This is a genomic window from Pseudomonas sp. KH_017 (genome assembly GCF_057840285.1).
In genome coordinates this window covers 1,207,431-1,229,144 of the sequence record NZ_CM174509.1, presented here as the reverse complement: position 1 = coordinate 1,229,144, position 21,714 = coordinate 1,207,431, and the positions used below count along the sequence as shown (strand labels likewise).

At 61.1% G+C, this 21,714-nt stretch carries 19 protein-coding genes; 3 read left to right on the top strand and 16 right to left on the bottom strand.

The window, feature by feature from the left end:
• Positions 1–59: 59 nt before the first annotated feature.
• Positions 60–707 (bottom strand): adenylate kinase, encoded by a 648-nt coding sequence (gene adk / locus AC3IT6_RS05475; protein WP_223442674.1) that lies wholly within the window; start codon positions 705–707, stop codon positions 60–62.
• 287 nt (positions 708–994) lie between these two features.
• Positions 995–3,625, bottom strand: a complete 2,631-nt coding sequence (ppc, locus tag AC3IT6_RS05470; RefSeq protein ID WP_489354553.1) for a phosphoenolpyruvate carboxylase — start codon at positions 3,623–3,625, stop codon at positions 995–997.
• Between the two features lie 201 nt (positions 3,626–3,826).
• Between ppc and AC3IT6_RS05465 the strand changes: the two genes are divergently transcribed.
• From AC3IT6_RS05465 to lptF, 3 genes are all read left to right on the top strand, one after another.
• On the top strand, positions 3,827–4,171 hold the full coding sequence (locus AC3IT6_RS05465) for a pilin assembly protein (RefSeq protein ID WP_150754222.1): 345 nt from the start codon (positions 3,827–3,829) through the stop codon (positions 4,169–4,171).
• Positions 4,172–4,544: 373 nt separating this feature from the next.
• Entirely contained in the window at positions 4,545–4,958 is a 414-nt protein-coding gene (locus AC3IT6_RS05460; RefSeq protein WP_489354552.1) for a DUF4398 domain-containing protein, read from the top strand.
• Positions 4,959–5,003: 45 nt separating this feature from the next.
• The gene (gene lptF, locus AC3IT6_RS05455) at positions 5,004–5,801 is read left to right on the top strand and encodes a lipotoxin F family OmpA-related lipoprotein LptF (protein ID WP_489354551.1); all 798 of its coding nucleotides are present in this window, start codon (positions 5,004–5,006) and stop codon (positions 5,799–5,801) included.
• 139 nt (positions 5,802–5,940) lie between these two features.
• On the opposite strand, the gene AC3IT6_RS05450 is transcribed toward lptF, so the two are convergent.
• From AC3IT6_RS05450 to AC3IT6_RS05385, 14 genes are all read right to left on the bottom strand, one after another.
• Complete coding sequence (locus AC3IT6_RS05450; protein WP_046041078.1) at positions 5,941–6,270, bottom strand: PA3694 family proteiin; 330 nt, start codon at positions 6,268–6,270, stop codon at positions 5,941–5,943.
• Entirely contained in the window at positions 6,267–7,181 is a 915-nt protein-coding gene (locus tag AC3IT6_RS05445; protein ID WP_489354550.1) for an alpha/beta hydrolase, read from the bottom strand. Before AC3IT6_RS05445 ends, AC3IT6_RS05450 begins: the two co-directional genes overlap by 4 nt.
• A gap of 147 nt (positions 7,182–7,328) precedes the next feature.
• Positions 7,329–8,606 carry a flavohemoglobin expression-modulating QEGLA motif protein gene (locus tag AC3IT6_RS05440; RefSeq protein WP_150728239.1) on the bottom strand — a complete coding sequence of 426 codons (1,278 nt, stop codon included), beginning with the start codon at positions 8,604–8,606 and terminating at the stop codon, positions 7,329–7,331.
• Between the two features lie 32 nt (positions 8,607–8,638).
• Positions 8,639–9,193: a hypothetical protein gene (locus tag AC3IT6_RS05435; RefSeq protein ID WP_489354549.1), complete on the bottom strand. Its 555-nt coding sequence runs from the start codon at positions 9,191–9,193 to the stop codon at positions 8,639–8,641.
• Positions 9,194–9,350: 157 nt separating this feature from the next.
• The gene (locus AC3IT6_RS05430) at positions 9,351–10,067 is read right to left on the bottom strand and encodes a TetR/AcrR family transcriptional regulator (RefSeq protein ID WP_489354548.1); all 717 of its coding nucleotides are present in this window, start codon (positions 10,065–10,067) and stop codon (positions 9,351–9,353) included.
• Between the two features lie 98 nt (positions 10,068–10,165).
• Positions 10,166–11,668 (bottom strand): lysine--tRNA ligase, encoded by a 1,503-nt coding sequence (gene lysS / locus AC3IT6_RS05425; RefSeq protein WP_489354547.1) that lies wholly within the window; start codon positions 11,666–11,668, stop codon positions 10,166–10,168.
• A gap of 110 nt (positions 11,669–11,778) precedes the next feature.
• Positions 11,779–12,874, bottom strand: a protein-coding gene (gene prfB / locus AC3IT6_RS05420) for a peptide chain release factor 2 (RefSeq protein ID WP_115947770.1) whose coding sequence is annotated in 2 segments (ribosomal slippage) — positions 11,779–12,801 and positions 12,803–12,874 — 1,095 coding nt in all. Because the reading frame shifts where the segments join, the coding sequence is not laid out codon by codon here.
• A 235-nt stretch (positions 12,875–13,109) separates the two neighbouring features.
• Positions 13,110–14,111: a diguanylate cyclase domain-containing protein gene (locus AC3IT6_RS05415; RefSeq protein WP_489354546.1), complete on the bottom strand. Its 1,002-nt coding sequence runs from the start codon at positions 14,109–14,111 to the stop codon at positions 13,110–13,112.
• Positions 14,112–14,159: 48 nt separating this feature from the next.
• Positions 14,160–15,170, bottom strand: coding sequence for a chemotaxis response regulator protein-glutamate methylesterase (locus AC3IT6_RS05410; RefSeq protein WP_489354545.1), 1,011 nt, complete (start codon positions 15,168–15,170; stop codon positions 14,160–14,162).
• Complete coding sequence (locus AC3IT6_RS05405) at positions 15,167–17,446, bottom strand: hybrid sensor histidine kinase/response regulator (RefSeq protein WP_489354544.1); 2,280 nt, start codon at positions 17,444–17,446, stop codon at positions 15,167–15,169. Before AC3IT6_RS05405 ends, AC3IT6_RS05410 begins: the two co-directional genes overlap by 4 nt.
• On the bottom strand, positions 17,443–18,123 hold the full coding sequence (locus tag AC3IT6_RS05400) for a chemotaxis protein CheW (protein WP_489354543.1): 681 nt from the start codon (positions 18,121–18,123) through the stop codon (positions 17,443–17,445). Before AC3IT6_RS05400 ends, AC3IT6_RS05405 begins: the two co-directional genes overlap by 4 nt.
• Entirely contained in the window at positions 18,120–19,391 is a 1,272-nt protein-coding gene (locus AC3IT6_RS05395) for a CheR family methyltransferase (protein ID WP_489354542.1), read from the bottom strand. Before AC3IT6_RS05395 ends, AC3IT6_RS05400 begins: the two co-directional genes overlap by 4 nt.
• Positions 19,388–19,924 (bottom strand): chemotaxis protein CheW, encoded by a 537-nt coding sequence (locus AC3IT6_RS05390; protein WP_489354541.1) that lies wholly within the window; start codon positions 19,922–19,924, stop codon positions 19,388–19,390. The genes AC3IT6_RS05395 and AC3IT6_RS05390 overlap by 4 nt, the downstream gene beginning before the upstream one ends.
• Positions 19,924–21,546, bottom strand: coding sequence for a methyl-accepting chemotaxis protein (locus AC3IT6_RS05385; protein WP_489354540.1), 1,623 nt, complete (start codon positions 21,544–21,546; stop codon positions 19,924–19,926). Before AC3IT6_RS05385 ends, AC3IT6_RS05390 begins: the two co-directional genes overlap by 1 nt.
• Positions 21,547–21,714 lie beyond the last annotated feature (168 nt).

Below are 21,714 nucleotides of genomic sequence, written 5' to 3'. Positions count from 1 at the left end.
TCAGTATAAACAACTACGGCCCGCAAGCGGGCCGTGGATGATGCAGCGGATCAGACTTTTCAGCTCAGGGCTGCAAGCACCTTGGCGGTGATCGCTTCAACCGAACCGACGCCTTCGATATGGCTGTACTGCGGCTTGCCATTGGCAGCCGACAGCTTCTGGTAGAAATCCACCAGCGGCTTGGTCTGGGAGTGGTAGACCGACAGGCGATGACGCACGGTTTCTTCGGTGTCGTCCTTGCGCTGCACCAGCTCTTCACCGGTGACGTCGTCTTTGCCAGCGATTTTCGGCGGGTTGTAGACGATGTGGTACACGCGGCCGCTGGCCTCGTGAACGCGGCGACCGGCGATACGCTGGACGATTTCTTCGTCTTCGACGGCGATTTCAACCACTGCATCCAGCTCGACGCCGGCCGTCACCAGGGCTTCAGCCTGGGGAATGGTGCGCGGGAAGCCGTCGAACAGGAAACCGTTGGCGCAGTCGGACTGGGCGATGCGGTCCTTGACCAGTGCGATGATCAGGTCATCGGACACCAGGCCGCCGGCATCCATGATGCTCTTGGCCTTGATGCCCAGCTCGGTGCCGGCCTTGACCGCTGCACGCAACATGTCGCCGGTGGAGATTTGCGGAATGCCGAATTTTTCGGTGATGAACTTAGCCTGAGTACCTTTACCGGCCCCGGGAGCTCCCAGCAGAATGACGCGCATCGATGTGCTCCTCAATTTTTATATGGATAACGTCAGATTCGCCTCGTGGGGCCAATCTCAAAAATAGGGTCGTGACCGCCCAAACGGTCAAAGGCTGCTCAAGATACACAGCAGGCTGCGCCCACACAAGACGCCAAAAGTCGGAGAAACCGCTGCCTCTTGCGACCATTGCGCACAGTTTCCCAAGTCGCAACCCCATCATTAACTGTCGCCTGACAGCACTTTTCCACCCGTCAAACGGCGGCATCCGGCTCACCTGCCGGATGCCTGACCCCAGGGCAAAAACCTTAGCCGGTGTTACGCAAACCGGCGGCAATCCCCGCCACAGACACCAGCAAGGCCTGTTCTACCGGGCTGCCCTGCGCCACGTCCTGCACTCTTGAACGGGCCAGCAACTCGGCCTGCAATAGATGAAGCGGGTCGAGGTAGGTGTTGCGCAAGCGGATGAACTCAAGGGTCGCTGGGCTATGTGCCAGCAGCTGCGACTGCCCGGTCAGGCCGAGAACGATGGTGCACGCCTGCGACAATAGGTCGCGTAAGTGCGCACCCAATGGCAACAGATTCGGCTCCACCAGACGCTCATCGTAGGACTGTGCAATGTCGGCATCGGCCTTGGCCAGGACCATTTCCAGCATGTCGATGCGGGTGCGGAAGAACGGCCACTGCTCACGCATTTGCCCCAGCAGTTCGCCTTCGCCACGCTCCAGTGCCTTGCTCAGGGCCGCTTCCCAGCCCAGCCAGGCTGGCAGCATCAGACGCGTCTGGGTCCAGCCGAAGATCCACGGAATCGCCCGCAGGCTTTCGATCCCCCCGGCCCGGCGCTTGGCCGGACGACTGCCCAGCGGCAAGCGACCGAGTTCCTGCTCCGGCGTCGACTGGCGGAAATACTCCACGAACTGCGGGTTTTCCCGCACCACGGCGCGGTAGGCGCTGACACCGTCTGCGGCCAGTTCGTCCATCAAATGGCGCCACTCAGGCGTAGGTGGCGGCGGAGGCAGCAAGGTCGCCTCCAGCACGGCGGCCAGATACAGATTGAGGTTCTGCTCGGCGATGTCCGGCAGGCCGAACTTGAATCGAATCATTTCTCCCTGTTCGGTAGTACGGAAACGCCCCGCCACCGAACCCGGTGGCTGCGACAGGATCGCCGCGTGGGCCGGGCCGCCGCCTCGCCCCACGGTGCCGCCGCGACCGTGGAATAACAGCAGCTCGACGTCGTGCGAACGGCAGATATCCACCAATCGCTCTTGCGCCCGGTACTGCGCCCAGGCCGCCGCAGTGGTGCCGGCGTCCTTGGCCGAGTCGGAGTAGCCGATCATCACTTCCTGCGGCCCTTGCAGGCGCGCGCGATAGCCCGGCAACAGCAGCAGCTTCTCGATCACCGGCCCCGCGTTGTCGAGGTCGGCCAGGGTTTCGAACAGCGGCACCACGCGCATCGGCCGCAACACGCCGGACTCTTTGAGCAGCAACTGCACGGCGAGTACATCGGAAGCCGCACCGGCCATGGAAATCACATAGGAACCGAGGGACGCCGACGGCGCAGCGGCAATTTCCCGGCAGGTCGCCAGCACTTCGGCCGTGTCGGCGGAAGGCTTGAAGTACGACGGCAACAAGGGCCGACGATTGCTCAATTCGCGCATAAGGAAGGCGATGCGCTCTTCCTCGCTCCAGTCCTCGTAGCGTTCCAGGCCGAGGTAGTCGGTGATTTCGGTCATCGCCGCGGTGTGCCGCGACGAGTCCTGGCGTACATCCAGACGAACCAGGAACAGACCGAATGTCACTGCCCGACGCAGGCAATCGAGCAACGGCCCGTCGGCGATCACGCCCATGCCGCACTCGTGCAGGGAGCGGTAGCAAAGCTCCAGTGGATCGAGCAGTTCGCGGTTGTCTTGCAGCACATCGGTCGGTGCCGGCGCTGGCGTCGACAACGCGGCGTGTGCCCAATTACGCGTGGCCCGCAGACGTTCGCGCAGCTGTTTGAGCAGTGCCCGGTACGGTTCGGCGCTGTCTCCCGCCTTGGCCTTCAATTCATCGCTGGCCTGCTGCATCGACAGCTCGGCGGCCAGGCGATCGACATCGCGCAGGTACAAATCAGCCGCCATCCAGCGCGCCAACAGTAAAACCTCTCGGGTCACCGCCGCCGTCACGTTCGGGTTGCCGTCGCGGTCGCCGCCCATCCACGAGGCAAAGCGGATCGGTGCCGCCTCCAGTGGCAGGCGCAGGCCGGTGGCGGTGTGCAGGGCCTGATCGGCCTTGCGCAGATAATTGGGAATGGCCTGCCACAGTGAATGCTCGATCACCGCGAAACCCCACTTGGCTTCGTCCACCGGCGTCGGACGCGTGCGGCGGATTTCCTCGGTGTGCCAGGCTTCGGCGATCAGGCGCTGCAAGGTGGTCTTGATCTGCTCGCGCTCGGCACTGGTCAGGTCACGGTGATCCTGAGCCGCCAGTTGCGCGGCGATGGCGTCGTACTTCTGGATCAGTGTGCGGCGTGCAACTTCGGTGGGATGCGCCGTGAGTACCAGTTCGATCTCCAGCCGACCCAGTTGCCGGGCCAGCGCGTCGGCGCCATGCCCTTCGGCGCACAGGCGCGCGAGCAACTCCGGCAGTACCCGGGCTTCGAACGGCGCCTCTTGGGATTCCTCGCGGCGGTGAATCAACTGATATTGCTCAGCGATATTGGCCAGGTTGAGGAACTGGTTGAACGCCCGCGCCACCGGCAGCAACTCGTCTTCGCTCAGCTGATTGAGGCTGGCGCTGAGTTCGGCGTCCATCGAGCCGCGCCGGTCAGCCTTGGCGCCCTTGCGGATCTGCTCGATCTTGTCGAGAAAACCGTCGCCATATTGCTCACGAATGGTGTTGCCCAACAGCTCACCCAACAGGTGAACGTCCTCGCGCAAGCGTGCATCAATATCGGTCATCAGCAGGTCTCCAGCAAAAAATCCGGGCGGCTAAGAACCTAGAGAGTGCCGCCCCAGACCGGTTCTTACAAGCAAGACGACGAAGGGACTGTAAACCTTGCCTGTTGAGGCTAGTCTGAACGGTAAGCCGTACAACGGTTGTCACCGGCAGTGCCGGACACTCACCCTGCCTGCCACGAGCGGGCGCGCAATGAGGTCAATATGAAAATCCGCGAGCTTGCCCACCACTGGGAAGAAAACGCCAAGGGGCGCCTGACCGACACCGGCTACTCGATACATCTGGACGTGGAGTCTGCCGCACGCCTGGCCGCGCTCGTCGAGATGTACCCCAAGCGGCATCCCGAAGAACTGCTCGGCGATCTGATCGGCGCCGCACTGGAGGAGCTGGAAAGAAGCTTCCCGTACGTCAAAGGCACGACTGTGGTCGCCACCGATGAAGAAGGCGATCCGCTGTACGAAGACATCGGACCGACCCCGCGCTTTCTGGCGCTGTCCCGTCGGCATTTGCACGATTTGTCGATGCCTGACGACAAACAGAAACACTGATTCTCCACAGAACCTGTGGGAGCGGGCTTGCTCGCGAAAGCGGTTTAACATTCGACATATACGTTGACTGATACACTGCTTTCGCGAGCAAGCCCGCTCCCACATTGGCCTGTATTTCACTTCGAAAATTGCGCTTCTCCGGACCTGTAAAAGGCCCGGCATAGCGCTTCGCGTCCTGTAAATCCCCGTCTTAGAGCCCTGTCCATTCGATCACGGCTTTTTCGATAGCCGGCTAAATTCTCTGAACTTTCAAAAAAAGCCTCGGGTCAACCCAAGTAGCCACGCCTGGGACGAGCGTTTCAAAACACCCCGCAATTGATGGTTCCAGCGCCTTGCCCAGGGTGGACTTCGACGTTTTTCAGGAACTGGCCCAATGGAGTTGAAGACCATGAAAACCCGAACCGGAACCCCCTCATTTACCTGTTCGCAAAGCCTCAGACTAGCGGCGTTGGCCCTGGGCAGCAGCCTCGTGCTGGCCGGCTGTGCCGGTAACCCGCCGACCGAGCAGTACGCGGTCACCCAATCGGCCGTCAACGACGCCGTCAGCGCCGGCGGCACCGAGTTCGCCGCCGTGGAAATGAAGTCGGCCCAGGACAAGCTCAAGCAAGCCGAAATCGCCATGCACGACAAGCAATACGACCAGGCCCGGATGCTCGCCGAACAGGCCGAGTGGGACGCTCGCGTTGCCGAGCGCAAGGCCCAGGCGATGAAGGCCGAACAATCAGTGAAGGACGCGCAGAAAGGCGTTCAGGAATTGCGTCAGGAAAGCCAGCGCACCGTTCAGTAAGCGGCGCGGCACCACGCATTCCCACTCGACTAAAAGGACGAAATCATGAAACCCAATCAATTGATGATCCCTGCCCTGCTGGCTGTCACCGTAGCCTTGGCAGCCTGCTCCACACCACCGAACGCCAACCTCGAACAGGCCCGCAGCAACTACACCGGCCTGCAAGCCGATCCGCAGGCCAGTAAAGTCGCTGCGCTGGAAACCAAGGAGGCCAGCGACTATCTGGATTTGGCCGATAAGGCCTACAGGGACAAGGAGGACACGGCCAGGGTTGACCAACTTGCCTATTTGACCAACCAGCGCGTCGAAGTGGCCAGGCAGACCATCGCCCTGCGCACCGCCGAGGCCAGTCTGAAAGATGCCTCGGCGCAACGGGCTCAGGCGCGCCTCGACGCCCGTGATCAGCAGATCAAACAGTTGAAGGACAGCCTCAACGCCAGGCAGACCGATCGCGGGACGCTGGTGACCTTCGGTGATGTGTTGTTTGCCACCGACAAGGCTGAACTCAAGTCGACCGGCCTGATGAACATCAACAAACTGGCGCAGTACCTCCAGGAAAACCCCGAGCGCAAAGTGATTGTCGAGGGCTATACCGACAGCACCGGTACAGCGTCGCACAACCAGTCGCTGTCGGAGCGTCGCGCGGGCTCCGTGCGTGCGGCACTGGTGAAGATGGGCGTTGATCCGGCGCGTATCGTCGCCCAGGGTTACGGTAAGGAGTACCCAGTGGCGGATAACAGCAGCACCTCGGGCCGGGCGATGAACCGTCGGGTGGAGGTGACCATCTCCAATGACAGTCAGCCGGTGATGCCGCGTTCGGCGGTGAGTTCATACACCCAATAATCAGCCACAACACAAACCAATGTGGGAGCGAGCTTGCTCGCGATGGCGGTGTATCAGTCAACATTATTGTTGAACGTTAAACCGCTTTCGCGAGCAAGCCCGCTCCCACATTTGATCTCTATTGCCAACAAATACCGGGTTACTGCTCCAGCTTCTGCGGGGTTTCCTGCCCCATGCAGCGCACGGCTTTTTTCTTGCTGTCGACCAGCACGCCAGTCAGGCCTTTCTGTTCCATGTCGAACAGCACCAGCACGCCATCGATGCACTGCGCCACTTGGGCGGCCGGTTCCAGGGAGACTTTGTAGTCTTCACCCGGCACGGTCTTGAGCATGGTGAATTCGTTGAGCAGCAACGCATCCTCAGGCTTGGCGAAGTGCAGGTAGCCGTACCACCACAGGGCACCGACGGTGCCGAGGATGCTGCAGATACCGGTGATGATCAGCGGGATGGCGTTGCGTTCTTCACTCATTGCGGACTCTCTGGTGGTTCATCTTCTGAATTCGGGGGCGCCGGGTAATTGGGAATCTCACCCAGGCGGCGCAGGCCGTTGAAATGTTGCGGGTCATCGAGATAACGCAGCATGACTTTGCGCCAGACCGGGTCGGCGAACGTCTGCACATGACCGCCACGGGTCAGTTGCAGCACCCGTGGCGGCGGCGCAGCTTGATACAGTCGGATGCCGTTGGAAAGAGGCACGATCGGATCGTCGATGCTGTGGTAGATCAGTTTCGGCACGTCCTTGAGTTGCGCCATGGAGTTGATCGCACTGTCGCCGTCCGGTACCAGCCACGACAACGGCACCTGGAACGGCCAGGTCATCCATGAAGTACTCAAGGCAAACTGACCGATGCTTCGGTAACTGGCGGGCACACCGTCGAGGACAATAGCCTTCAGTTGTTTCTGCCGTTCCGGATGCTGGACCAGGTAATGCACGGCCATCGAGCCACCGAGGCTCTGGCCGAGCAGGATCAGCGGCTTGCCTTTGACCTCCGGCGCCTGGTCGAGCCATTTGAAGGCCGCGTCGATGTCCTGATAGATCGCCGGCAGGCTCGGTTCGCCTTCGGACAAGCCATAACCGCGATAGTCCACAAGCAACACCTGGTAACCATTTTTCGGCAACCAAAAGCTCCCGCCGAGGTGCATGGACAGGTTTCCGCCGTTGCCGTGCAGGTGCAGCACCGTGCCTTTGACCTCGACGCCCTTCTTCGCTGGCAGCCACCAGGCATTCAGCTTGAGGCCATCGGCGGTGATCAGGGTGACTGTGCGGTATTCGAGCCCGACCTTTTCCGGGGTGAACAACTGGCCGGGTTCAGGGTAGAACAGCAGTGAACTGCAACCGGTCAAGGCCAGGAGAAGGCAGAGGACGCCGAGGATTCTCATCCGTTGAAACCTCGCGAAAAAATGGTGGAACACGGTTCAATGTGGGAGCGGGCTTGCTCGCGAATGCGGTTTAACATTCAACATCTCAGTTGGCTGACACTCCGCTTTCGCGAGCAAGCCCGCTCCCACAGGGGGATAACACCAGCCTCAGAGGATGTTGGAGTAATCCGCCTCGATCCGGTCCAGGCTCAGGTGGTTGAGGAAGTTGGAGAAGCACATCCACGCCGACAGCGCGTTCATGTCGCGGAACTGTTCCGGCAGGTACTTGGGCGGTACCACCAGGCCTTCGTCCACCAACTGGCGCAAGGTACGCATATCCTCCAGGGTGGTCTTGCCGCAGAACAACAGCGGTATCTGCTCCAGCTTGCCTTTACGCACGGCCAGCTGAATGTAGTTGTAAATCATGATGAAGCCCTTGAGGTAGGACAAGTCTTTGGTAAATGGCAGACCTGTCGGCACCGAGCCGCGGAAAACGCGACTGGCGTTGCTGTAGCTCTCGGGCATTTCGAAGCCTTGCTCGCGGAAGAACTCGAACACCTGCAGGAAGTCGGCCCCCTCCTCCACCATGTGAATGGCGCGGGTGCGGTTGGTCAGTTTGCGCAGACGACTCGGGTACGAGGCGAAGGTGATTATTTCCATCAGGATCGCCAGGCCTTCCTGGGTCACCGTCGACGAGGGCGGCCCCTTGGAGAGGAAGGTGCAGATTGGCTGGTTCAGGCCGTTGAGGGTGGTGCCGACATGCACCAACCCTTCATGAACTTCCAGCGCCCGCACGTCGCGGTCGTTGAACATCGCGTCGGAGCGGATCTTGATGTAGTCGGCGCCGGCCGCCGCATCGGCGACGATGCCGTCGGACTCGAACACCCGGATGGTTTCCTCGGCTTCGCCAAAAACCTTGTTCAAGCGATGCTGGAGCATGTCGACCGCATCCTTGGCCGTCAGGGTCTTCGGCTCATCCTTGAGGTCGCCACGGCCGTCGATGTTGTTCAGGTATTCGGACAACATCATGCCCAGGTCGGACAGTGTCGGGTCACCTGCGTGGAACGCGTCGGACGCGGCGCCGTACAGTTCCTGGGAGATCAGGCCGAAATCCTCGGTGCCACGCGCTTCGAGCATGCGCACCACCATGCGGTATTCCTTGCACATGCGGCGCATGATCTGGCCGACCGGGTTGAACTGGCCGAGCTGGCGGGTGATGTCGCGCTCGATGTTCTGGAACTCCAGCTTCACTTTGCTGGAGTCGAACGCCAGCGGCCGGTTGAGGTAGTAGTCGCGGTCCACCGCCGGCATTTCCTTGCCCTTGGCCTTGAGGAAACCCTTACGAATGTTGTCGTCCCACTTGACCGCATCGAGGACGCGGATCGGCGTCTGCGCCAGCACGATGCGGTCGGACAAAATGCGTATCGACTGTTGGTAATCGTCCACCCGAAACTCCTGTAGAAACCTGTTTGTGCTGCTTATTTGGCTTTGGCCTGACGCTGGTAGCGTACGGCTTCGACGAACACATCGGAATTGGCCGGGTCGTCGAGGTAGGCAGCGACCTGATCCATGTGGCTGTCGATCAATACGCCTTCGCCGTCGTTGGTCTGGAAGCTTTCACCGCTCAGGGCTTCCTGCTTGATGGCTTGATTGATCTGTTCGAGATCGAGGTTGTAAACCACCAACTCATGTTTGTCGGTCAGCTCAAAACCGGCCAGGGTGAAATGCCCGCCGAACTGCGCCGGTACCTTCGCCGACAGATACCAGCGGTTGCCATGGCGTGACACCGTGAAAGGATAGGCCTCCCGCTCCTTGGGCCTGGCCCGGTAATAGCTGACGGCCTGATAGCGGTTGTCGCCGATGCGGGTCAGTTCGAGGTTGAGCGGCTCGCCCCAGGCATTGGTGCTGGTCCATTTGCCGAGCAATCCCTTGGGCGCGGGTTCGCTTGCAGGCAGCGGTTCCTTGAAGGTCACCAGACAGCCACTGAGCAGCAGGAACGACAAGGCGATCACAACGACACGCCAGGCTTTCATTCAATACTCCCTTGAAGATCACACGGCTTCACCCTGTGGGAGCGGGCTTGCTCCGGGCGGCGTTCCGACGAAGGCAGTTCAACATTCAGCACTTAAGTCGACTGATTCACCGCTTTCGCGAGCAAAACCGCTCCCACAGGTAATGCACCAGCCGGGCCTATACCGACGCCAGCACCAGGTGCATGTAGCGCGTCAGGATGCCGAGCATTTCCTCTTCGGCGGCAGGCTCGTCTACGTTGAGCAGGCCCTGATATTCCATCCGGCCGATAATCGCCGTCAACACCTTGGCATCCTGATGCGGCTCGCGCGAGCCCAACACCTGGAACAGCTGGCAAGAGCCCTGCAACAGGATTTGCTGATGCGAGCGCACCAGTTCGGCCAGGCGCGGGTTGAGCAATGCCTCCTGACGGAACGCCTGCTCGGCCATCAAATGTTCACGGCGATTGACCAGTTGCCGGTGAACGTAATCGGTCATCAGCCGTGCAATATCATCCGCCAGTTTCGAGCGCGCCTGCGGGCTGCCGTCGCCACTGTCGATCATATCGCGCAGCAGGCCCTCATTGTTCACCCACAGTTTGCCCATGTACGCCGCACTGCGTTCCACGTATTGGGCGAAGGTATCGGTGAGCAGGTCATCGATATCCTTGAAATAGTAAGTGGTCGCCGACAACGGCACTTGCGCCTCGGCGGCCACCGCACGGTGCCGTACGGCCCGTACACCGTCACGCACGACAATGCGCATGGCGGCGTCCAGGATATCCTGTCGTCGCTGTTCGCTGCCCTGTCGGCTGGCCTTGCGGCCCTGGTACTGAACACTTTCAGCGACCGCAGTGGCGACACCCGCTGCACCTTCTTGAGCTATTGCACGAATCACGACAGGTATTTCCTCTCAGATGAAAGTAACAAGTTGATACGTTTGTACCAGACAGGCAATAAAAAGCCGCCTCAAAGGCGGCTTTTTATTTGAAACACTTACGCTTGCGGCCGCATGTGCGGGAACAGGATCACGTCGCGGATCGACGGAGAGTTGGTCAGCAGCATCACCAGACGGTCGATACCGATGCCTTCACCCGCCGTTGGCGGCATGCCGTACTCCAGCGCACGAACGAAGTCGGCGTCGTAGTGCATGGCTTCGTCGTCGCCGGCGTCCTTGTCGGCCACCTGGGCCATGAAGCGCTCGGCCTGGTCTTCCGCGTCGTTCAACTCGGAGTAGGCGTTGGCGATTTCACGACCACCGATGAACAGCTCGAAACGGTCGGTGACGTTCGGGTTGTCGTCGTTACGACGAGCCAGCGGCGACACTTCGAACGGGTACTGGGTAATGAAGTGCGGCTGTTCCAGCTTGTGCTCGACCAGCTCTTCGAAAATCATCACCTGCAGCTTGCCCAGACCTTCGAAGCCCAGCACCTTGGCGCCGGCCTTCTTGGCGATGGCGCGAGCCTTGTCGATGTCGTTCAGATCATCGGCGGTCAGCTCAGGGTTGTACTTGAGGATCGAGTCGAACACCGACAGACGCACGAACGGCTCGCCGAAGTGGAACACCTTGTCGCCGTATGGCACGTCGGTGCCGCCCAGAACCAGCTGCGCCAGTTCGCGGAACAGCTCTTCGGTCAGGTCCATGTTGTCTTCGTAGTCGGCGTAGGCCTGGTAGAACTCCAACATGGTGAATTCAGGGTTGTGACGAGTCGAAACGCCTTCGTTACGGAAGTTGCGGTTGATCTCGAACACTTTCTCGAACCCGCCAACAACCAGGCGCTTGAGGTACAGCTCCGGCGCAATACGCAGGAACATGCCCATGTCCAGCGCATTGTGGTGGGTTTCGAACGGCTTGGCTGCCGCGCCGCCCGGAATGGTCTGCAGCATCGGCGTTTCCACTTCCAGGAAGTCACGCTGCATCAGGAAGCTGCGGATGTGGGCGATGACTTGCGAACGCACGCGGAACGTCTGGCGCACGTCTTCGTTGACGATCAGGTCAACGTAGCGCTGGCGGTAGCGCTGTTCGGTGTCGGTCAGGCCGTGGTGCTTGTCCGGCAGCGGGCGCAGGGATTTGGTCAGCAGGCGCACGCTGGTCATTTCAACGTACAGGTCGCCCTTGCCGGAACGGGCCAGGGTGCCAACGGCTGCAATGATGTCGCCCATGTCCCAGGTTTTCACCGCGGCCAGGGTTTCTTCGGACAGGGTCTTGCGGTTGACGTAGACCTGGATTCGCCCGGTCATGTCCTGGATCACCATGAACGAGCCACGGTTGAGCATGATGCGACCGGCAACCTTGACCGGAATCGCAGCCTCTGCCAGCTCTTCCTTGGTCTTGTCCGCGTACTGTTTCTGCAGTTGTTCGCAGTAGTTTTCGCGGCGGAAGTCGTTCGGAAAGGCATTGCCCTTGGCGCGCTCGGCAGCAAGCTTTTCCTTGCGCAGGGCGATCAGGGAGTTTTCTTCCTGTTGCAGGGCTTGCGGGTCGAGTTCTAGGTCGCTCATGTCTTTAAAAATTCCATCAGGTTCGTTGTCCCCAGCCTGCGGCTGGGGATCGCGGGCAAGCCCGCTCCTACAAGGATCGCGGTGTGTCAGGCGATCCGGTATTGCATTGCTTACAGCCCGGACTTCAGGCTCGCTTCCAGGTATTCGTCGATGTCGCCATCGAGCACCTTGTCACAGTCGCTGCGTTCGATGTTGGTGCGCAGATCCTTGATCCGCGAGGCATCGAGCACGTACGAACGGATCTGATGACCCCAGCCGATATCGGACTTGGTGTCTTCCAGCGCCTGGGACGCCGCGTTGCGCTTCTGTATTTCCTGCTCGTACAACCTGGCCCGCAGCATTTTCATGGCGGTGTCTTTGTTGGCGTGCTGGGAACGTTCGTTCTGGCAGCTGACCACGGTGTTGGTCGGTACGTGAGTGATACGTACGGCCGAGTCGGTGGTGTTTACGTGCTGACCACCGGCACCGGAGGAGCGATAGGTGTCGATCCGCAAGTCTGCCGGGTTGATTTCGATTTCCACCTTGTCATCGATCTCTGGCGAGACGAACACCGCGGAGAACGAGGTGTGGCGACGGTTGCCGGAGTCGAACGGGCTCTTGCGCACCAGACGGTGCACGCCGATCTCGGTCCGCAACCAGCCAAACGCGTATTCGCCCTTGATGTGCACGGTGGCGCCCTTGATCCCGGCGACTTCACCGGCCGACAGCTCCATGATGGTCGCGTCGAAACCGCGTTTGTCGGCCCAGCGCAGGTACATGCGCAGCAGGATGTTGGCCCAGTCCTGGGCTTCGGTGCCGCCGGAACCGGCCTGGATGTCCAGGTAGGCGTTGTTCGGGTCCATTTCGTGGCTGAACATGCGGCGGAATTCAAGCTTGGCGAGGTTTTCCTCGAGACGGGCCAGCTCGGCGACGACATCGCCAACTGCGCCTTCGTCGTTCTCTTCAACGGCCATGTCCAGCAGGTCGCGGCAATCGGCCAGACCGGTGTTCAACTCGTCGAGGGTATCGACGATTTGCGCCAGCGCAGCGCGCTCGCGGCCCAGTTCCTGGGCGTATTCAGGTTTGTTCCAGACACTCGGATCTTCAAGCTCGCGATTGACTTCGGTCAGACGCTCATGCTTTTGATCGTAGTCAAAGATACCCCCGAATAGTTTCGGAGCGCTCGGACAGGTCCTTGATGGTGTTCAGGATCGGGTTGATTTCCATGACGGGCAGCACTCGTTGGCGAACTTTTGAAAGCCGGCGAGTATACCGGGAAACGGTCGGCAACGGCAGTCCGCTTGGCTGAAAAGGCAGGTTACAGGCAATCTTTGCAAGGACGCAGAACCCTGTAGGAGCGAGCTCGCTCGCGAAAAAGCCGAAAGCACCGCTGGGCATCTGGCTCTACGCGTTATCGTTCACGACCATCGCGAGCGAGCTCGCTCCTACAAGGGGATACGGTTTATCCAACCCCCACCTGATTACGCCCATTGTTCTTCGCCGAATACAGCCCCTTGTCCGCCGCCGAAATCAATTCGCGGCAATTGCTGCCCGCTGTCGGCGTCATGGTCGACAGGCCGATGCTGATGGTCAGGCTCGACCCTTCGCTCGGTGAAATGTGCGGGATCTTCAGGGCTGCCACGGTCATGCGCAGCTTTTCCGCCATCAGTCGCGCACCGCCCTGGGAGGTGTTGGGCAGCACCAGGGCGAACTCTTCGCCGCCGTAGCGGGCCGGCAGGTCCGAAGGCCGGGCACTGGCTTCACGGATTGCGGTGGCGACCTTGCGCAGGGCTTCATCACCTTCCAGGTGGCCGAAGGTGTCGTTGTAGGTCTTGAAGTAATCCACATCGATCATCAGCAACGACATCTGGCTCTGCTCACGCAGAGCGCGGCGCCACTCGAGTTCCATGTACTCGTCGAAGTGCCGACGGTTCGACAGCCCCGTCAGGCCATCGGAGTTCATCAGGCGTTGCAGCACCAGGTTGGTGTCGAGCAGTTGCTGCTGGCTGACCCGCAGTGCGCGGTACGCCGCGTCCCGTTGCAGCAGGGTCATGTAGGAGCGCGAGTGATAGCGGATGCGTGCAACCAGTTCGATGTTGTCCGGCAGCTTGACCAGATAATCGTTGGCCCCGGCGGCAAAGGCCGCGCTCTTGATCAGCGGGTCTTCCTTGGTCGACAGGACAATGATCGGAATATCCTTGGTCGCCGGGTGATTGCGGTATTCGCGCACCAGGCTCAGGCCGTCCAGCCCCGGCATCACCAGGTCTTGAAGAATCACCGTCGGCTTGATGCGCACCGCGTGGGCGATGGCCTGGTGCGGGTCGGCGCAGAAGTGGAAATCGATATTCTCTTCGTTCGACAGGCCTCGGCGCACGGCTTCGCCGATCATCGCCTGATCGTCCACCAGCAACACCATGGCGGCGTTTTCGTCGGTCTTGAAGTCGTCGAGCTGTAATTCAGTCATGTGCGGTCACCTGAGTACTACCTGAGCCAGGAATGAGGGAAAAGGTGCTCATTTGGCGAAAATCTCCAGCAATCGTGGTGCTATCTTGTCCAGCGGGCGAATCTCCACGGCAGCATCGATGGCCGCGGCCGCCTTCGGCATGCCGTACACCGCACAGCTGCTTTGGTCTTGTGCGATGGTCAGGTAGCCCTGTTCGCGCATGAGTTTAAGCCCCTGGGCGCCATCACGCCCCATGCCGGTGAGCAAAACCCCCACGGCGTCACCGCTCCAGTAACGGGCCACGCTCTCGAAGAACACATCGATGGAGGGCCGGTAGATCTCGTTGACCGGTTCGGCGGTGTAGGCCAGCGTGCCGTTTTTCAGCAAGCGAATATGGTGATTGGTGCCGGCCAGCAATACTGTGCCGCTTTGCGGCGGCTCACCTTCCTCAGCCAACCGCACGTTGAGTCCGCTGGCGCTACCGAGCCATTCAGCCATGCCGGCGGCAAACACCTGGTCAACGTGCTGCACCAGCACGATGGCCGGAGAGAAATCACTCGGCAGTGCCTTGAGCAAGACTTCCAGCGCTGCCGGCCCGCCCGCGGATGAGCCAATGGCGATCAGGCTCTGGCGTGAACCCGAACTGCGCAACGGTGCCAGCGTCGGGCGCGGGCGGTTGCCCTTGTCGCCGATCAGCCAGACGATGTTCAGGATCTTGCGCAACAACGGCGCGGCCGCTTCCTGGGCATTGCCGGCGCCAAGGGCCGGGGTGTCGACCACGTCCAGCGCACCGTGGCCCATGGCCTCGAACACCCGGTGCACATTCTGCTGGCGATCCACGGTGACGATGACGATGGCACACGGCGTCTCGGCCATGATCCGCCGCGTGGCCTCGACACCGTCCATCACCGGCATGATCAGGTCCATCAGAATCAGGTCCGGCGTGTCCAGCGCGCACTGGCGCACCGCCTCGGCGCCATTGCCGGCGACCCAGACCACCTCGTGTGCCGGCTCGAATGCCACGGCGCGGCGCAGGGCCTCCACCGCCATGGGCATATCGTTGACGATTGCAATCCTCATGCCCGCGCTCCCCCAATGAGCTCGACCACCGCATCGAGCAAGGCATCGTCATGAAAACTGGCCTTGGCTAGATAATAGTCGGCCCCGGCATCCAGTCCACGGCGCCGATCCTCTTCACGATCCTTGTAGGACACCACCATCACCGGCAGCGATTGCAGGCGATTGTCCCGACGCAGCAGCGTGACCAGTTCGATACCGTCCATGCGCGGCATATCAATGTCGGTGATCAGCAGGTCGAAATCCTCCGAACGCAACGCGTTCCAGCCGTCCATGCCGTCCACGGCAACCGCCACGTCGTAGCCGCGATTGAGCAACAGCTTGCGCTGCAACTCTCGCACGGTCAGAGAATCATCCACCACCAGAATGCGTTTGCGGGCCGCCTCGACCACCTGATTGCTGTGACGGGCAATGCGCTCCAGACGCCCCGTGTTGAGCAGCTTCTCCACCGAACGCAGCATGTCTTCGACATCAACGATCAGCACTACCGAACCGTCGTCGAGCAGAGCCCCGGCGGAAATGTCCTGCACCTTGCCCAGACGCTCATCCAGCGGCAGCACCACCAACGTCCGCTCACCGATAAACCGTTCCACCGCCACCCCGTAGATCGCTTCGCGCTCGCGAATCACCACGACTTTCAGGGTTTGCCCGCTGTTCTGGCTGGCCGGACGTTGCAGCAACTGACTGGCTGCCACCAGGCCGACATGCCGGCCTTCGTGCCAGAAATGCTGGCGGCCTTCGACCTGCACGATATCCGCCGGCTCCAGGTCGCACATGCGCTCGATATGGGCCAGCGGGAAGGCATAGGCTTCGTCGCCGACGTCCACCACGAGGCTGCGCACCACCGACAGGGTCAGCGGTACCTCAAGGTGGAAACGACTGCCCTCGCCCGCCACCTGCTCCAGCACCACCGCGCCGCGCAACTGCCGGACCATGTGCTGCACTGCATCCAGGCCGACGCCGCGACCGGACACCTCGGTGACCGTGTCGCGCAGACTGAAACCGGGCAGGAACAGGAATGTCAGCAACTCCTCTTCGCTCAACTGAGCTGCGGTTTGCGCGGGCGACAAACTTCGTTCAACGATGCTTCGGCGGAGCTTTTCCAGGTCCACGCCGTTGCCGTCATCGCTCAATTCAAGCACCAGCAAACCGGCCTGATGAGAAGCGCGCAGGCGAATCAAACCTTCAGCCGGCTTGCCCGCCAGCAGGCGCTGCTCCGGGGTTTCGATGCCGTGGTCGACCGCATTGCGCAACAGGTGAGTCAGCGGTGCTTCGAGCTTTTCCAGTACGTCGCGATCGACCTGGGTTTTTTCGCCTTCAATTTCCAGCCGCACCTGTTTGCCCAGATCGCGCCCCAGATCCCGGACCATCCGCACCTGCCCGGTCAACACATCGGCAAAGGGCCGCATGCGACAGGCCAGCGCCGTGTCGTACAACACCTGTGCCCGCTGGCTGGCATGCCAGGCGAACTCATCGAGTTCGGCGTTCTTTTCCATGAGCAGTTGCTGGGATTGCGCGAGCAATCGCCGCGCATCCTCAAGGGTCTCCTGAGCTTCCAGGCTCAAGGCGTGATCCTTGAGATGCACATTGAGATTCTCCAGTGCGCGCAGGCTGTTGCTCTGCATGCGCTTGAGTCGCTGCATGGTCGCAAGGTGCGGTTTGAGCCGCAGGGTTTCCACCAGGGATTTGCTCGACAGATCGAGCAGGCTGTTCAGGCGCTCGGCGGTGACACGCAGTACACGTTCGCCGTTTTCGGTGGTGCGTTTGGACTTGCTCGGGGTTGGCGCCGATGGCGGTTCGACGGCAGGTGCCGGCGGCTCGACCTTGGGCGCGGGTGCTTCGAGCTGAAGTTCGGCCATCACCGATATGGCAGGTGCAACCAACGAGGCCGTCAGGTCCGGCAACCGCGCCATCAACGCCACGTAGGCCTCGATATCCGCGGCCTCCGGGTTGTTGTTCGGTGTGGCGATGCGCATCAGCAAATCGGTGCCTTGCAGCAACGCATCGATGTGCTCGGGGCGCAGCAACAGGCGGCCTTCCTGGGCACTGACCAGGCAATCTTCCATCACATGGGCAACGCTGACCCCGGCATCGACGCCAACGATCCGCGCCGCCCCCTTGAGCGAGTGCGCCGCACGCATGCACGATTCAAGTTGATCGGCCTGAGTCGGATCGCGCTCAAGCGCCAGCAGGCCGGCGCTCAAGACCTGGGTCTGGGCTTCGGCCTCCAGGCTGAACAGCTCCAGCAGAGAGGCGTCGCGCATTTGCTCGGGGGTCATGAGAGGCTCCGGGTCACGGCGGACAGCAGCTGTTCTTCATCCAGCCAACGCAGGCTGCGACCTTTGAATTGCAATACGCCACGGGTGTATTTGGCGCTGGCCTGAGCACCCGAGCGCGACGCGGCATCGAGGATGTGCTCATCGATGGCGTGAATCCCGTCGACCTCGTCCACCGGCACCACCACCGGCCCGCCATCGGCGGCGATGATCAACATGCGTGGCATGACCCTCGCGCCGGGAGCCACGTTGCTGGTGCCGTCGAGGCCGAGCAGCTCCACCAACGACAGGCAGGCGACCAGCGCGCCGCGCACATTCGCCACGCCGAGCAAGGCCCGGGAACGTTGATGCGGCAAAGAGTGAATCGCTTGCAGCGGCGCCACCTCTACCAGACTACGGGTCGCGAGCCCCAGCCACTCTTCACCCAGACGGAACATCAACAGTGAGCGGGTTTTCACCTCGCTCTCGACCGAGGCGGACACGGGCCCGCGATCTTCCTGCTGCAACGCATAGCGATCGAGCAAGCGTGTGGCGGCCGCGGAATACACCGCACAATTGCGGCAATGAATATGCTCGCTGAGCAGCGGGCAGGACTTGTCGCCGTGGATACCGATGCGGTTCCAGCAATCGTCGATGGCCTGCGCATCCCGGGTGACGCTAAAAGTGTCGGCGGCGATCATCGTTTACGCTCACTGTCGGCGGCGCGTGCACTGCGGGCGGCACGTTCCTGCAATCGTCTGGCTCCCATCGCATCGCCCTGGGCCTGCAGCAACCCGGCCAGGTGCATCAACGCCTCAGGATGTTGCGGTTCGAGGTACAACGCCTTGCGGTAAAAACCCTGGGCTTCAAGGGTATTACCGGCCACATCGCTGAGCAGTCCCAACCAATAAAAGACTTGAGCCACCGGCTCATGGCTGCGCAAGTAGCTTTCACACGCCGCTCGCGCATCGGCGCTTTTGCCTTCATCGGCCAGCACGGCGATATTGGCCAGCAGCGCGGCAGTATCGGCACCTGAGATTGCAGGCGCAGCCTGCAGCGGCGCAACTCGTGCAAACGGACGACTGCGCACTGGCGCAGGCGGTGGATTGCGCAGCGGTTGCGGCACTGGCAATGGCGCTGGAACGAATGCCGGCAAGGGTTCAGGGTCCGGCATCCCTTGCCGACTGAACGCGAAGGACTGTGCGATACCAATCGAGCGCATCCCCAAACGCCCCAGCAGACCGCCCTCGGCCGGACCGATAAACAGCACGCCGTCAAGGTGGGTCAGGCACTTGAGCACTTCGAAGACTTGCTTCTGGGTCGGCTGGTCGAAATAGATCAGCAGGTTGCGACAAAACACGAAATCGAAGGGCGGTTCACCGGCCAGCAAGGCCGGATCCAGCAAGTTGCCGACCTGCAGGCGCACTTGCTCAAGCACGCACTGATCGAGGCGATAGCTCTCGCCTTCGGCAATGAAATGACGGTCGCGAAACGTAATGTCGTCACCCCGAAAGGAATTCTTGCCGTACAACGCCCGCCGGGCTTTTTCCACTGACAACGGGCTGACGTCCAGGCCGTCGACCTTGAACTGGTGCGGTTTGAGCCCGGCATCGAGCAACGCCATGGCGATCGAGTACGGCTCTTCGCCGGTGGAGCACGGCAGGCTGAGAATCCGCAGTGCGCGCAGGTTGTTGATCGCGGCCAGACGCTTGCTCGCCAGTTTCGCCAAGGTGACGAAGGACTCCGGATAGCGGAAGAACCAGGTTTCCGGAACGATCACCGCTTCGATCAACGCCTGCTGCTCGTCCCGCGAGCCCTGCAAGGTGCACCAATATTCATCGGCCGACACTGCTTGCGAAACGATGCTGCGCTGGCGCACTGCTCGCTCGATGATCGCCGGCCCTACCGAGGTCACGTCGAGTCCGATAGTTTCCTTGAGGAAGTCGAAAAAACGCTGGTCGCTGTTCATGGCCGCTCCTGCAGCAGCGCCGGATCCATTGGCGGCGAGGGAAACAACAAGGCGCGCACCTGATCGTCCAGCAGATCGCCGACCCGTACCCATTGCAGCAAGCCTTGCTCGTCCTTGCGCACCGGCCCGAGGTAAGGCGTGTGGCGATTGTCCAGGCCGTAAGGCTGAAAGTCCGCCGGATCGCAGCGCACGGTATCAGTCGCCTGTTCCAGAATCAGTCCGAGCAGCTGTGTCTCGACGGTTTCATGCGGGCGATAGTTGACCAGCACCAGTCGCGTGCTGGTACGGGCCTGTGCAGGCGTACCAAAGGTCAGTGCGCTCAAGTCGATCACCGGCACCACGGCGCCCCGATAGGCGAACACCCCGGCGACCCAGGCGGGGGCATGGGGAATGGGCTTCAAGGGCAGGCGCGGCAGCACTTCAGCCACTTCGATAGCCTTCAAGGCATAGCGCTCGTTGCCGATGCGAAACACCAGAAACAATGCATGTAGCGCCTGCACCACGACAGAGCGTTTGGCCGTGATTTCGCTCATCAGACTTTGAATCGCGAAACGCCGCTGCGCAGCCCGACGGCCACCTGGCTCAGCTCATCGATGGCGAAACTGGCCTGGCGCAGAGACTCGACCGTCTGGCTGCTGGCATCACCCAACTGCACCAGCGCATGGTTGATCTGCTCGGCACCGGTGGCCTGGGCCTGCATCCCTTCGTTGACCATCAGCACCCGCGGCGCCAGCGCCTGGACCTGATGGATGATCTGCGACAACTGTTCGCCGACCTGCTGCACCTCGGACATGCCGCGACGCACCTCTTCGGAGAACTTGTCCATGCCCATGACCCCGGCCGATACCGCCGACTGGATCTCGCGCACCATTTGCTCGATGTCGTAGGTGGCCACGGCCGTCTGGTCCGCCAGACGCCGCACTTCGGTGGCAACCACGGCAAAGCCGCGTCCGTATTCCCCGGCCTTCTCGGCCTCGATGGCGGCATTGAGCGACAACAGGTTGGTCTGGTCGGCGACCTTGACGATGGTCACCACCACCTGATTGATGTTGCCGGCCTTCTCGTTGAGGATCGCCAGCTTGGCGTTGACCAGATCGGCCGCGCCCATCACCGAGTGCATGGTTTCCTCCATGCGCGCCAGGCCCTGTTGTCCGGAGCCGGCGGCCACTGAAGCCTGATCGGCGGCGGTGGAGACCTCGGTCATGGTGCGCACCAGATCCCGGGAAGTGGCGGCGATCTCACGGGAGGTCGCGCCGATTTCCGTGGTGGTGGCGGCAGTTTCGGTGGCGGTGGCTTGTTGCTGCTTGGACGTCGCGGCGATCTCGGTCACCGACGTGGTCACCTGCACCGACGAACGCTGGGCCTGGGACACCAGGGACGTCAGCTCGGTCATCATGTCGTTGAAGCCGGTCTCTACCGCGCCGAATTCGTCCTTGCGCTCCAGGTTCAGGCGGCTACTGAGGTCACCGGTGCGCATGATTTCGAGGATTCTCACGATGCGGTTCATCGGCGCCATGATGGCGCGCATCAGCAAAAGACCACACAACCCGGCACTAATGACTGCGACCAGCAACGAAATGCCCATGATCAGCTTCGCCACCGCTACCGATGAAATGATCGAGTCAGTGGCCGCCTCAGCCGCCTCCCTGTTGAACTCAATGAGTTCATCCAGCTGTTTGCGGCCGGCAGCCCATGCCGGGGTCAACTGTTCGGCGAGGATGCGACGGGCCTGTTCGAAGTCCTTTTGCTGGTAGGCATCGAGTACCTCTTCGAGCAGCTTGTCATATTGATCATGCAGCTTTTCAAACGCCTCGAACCTTGCCCGATCATCCTTCTCGAAGATGGTACCCTGGTAGCTGGCCATCGCGCGTTGCAGCCGTTCCTCAATACCCTGGTACATATCCTTGTCAGCCTGGGTCATGCCTCGACCGCCCCCCAGCCCGATCAGTTGCTGGGTCAGCACGTAATCATCGACCCAGGCACCGCGAATCAGGAAGCTGTAGTGAATCCCGGGAACACTGTCCGAGCGCACAACGTTCTCACTGGACTCAATCGACAGTAAACGGGAAAACGACACGACGACCATCAGCATCATGATGGTGATAATTACCGCAAAGCTCGCCAAAATGCGTTGGCGTAACGTCCAGTTCTTCACAGTCAATCCTCGGGCCTGATTCGAAATGCGGGGAGTATAGCCGAGGGCGGTGTTTCATTTATAAGACGGTTGCGCGCCACTTCTCATCCCGTTGAAAAAAGGCGGGATGGGTGCCTGGGGTGATTGGGCAGAAAGGGACCGTGCAATGACCATTGGGGGAGCTGGTGT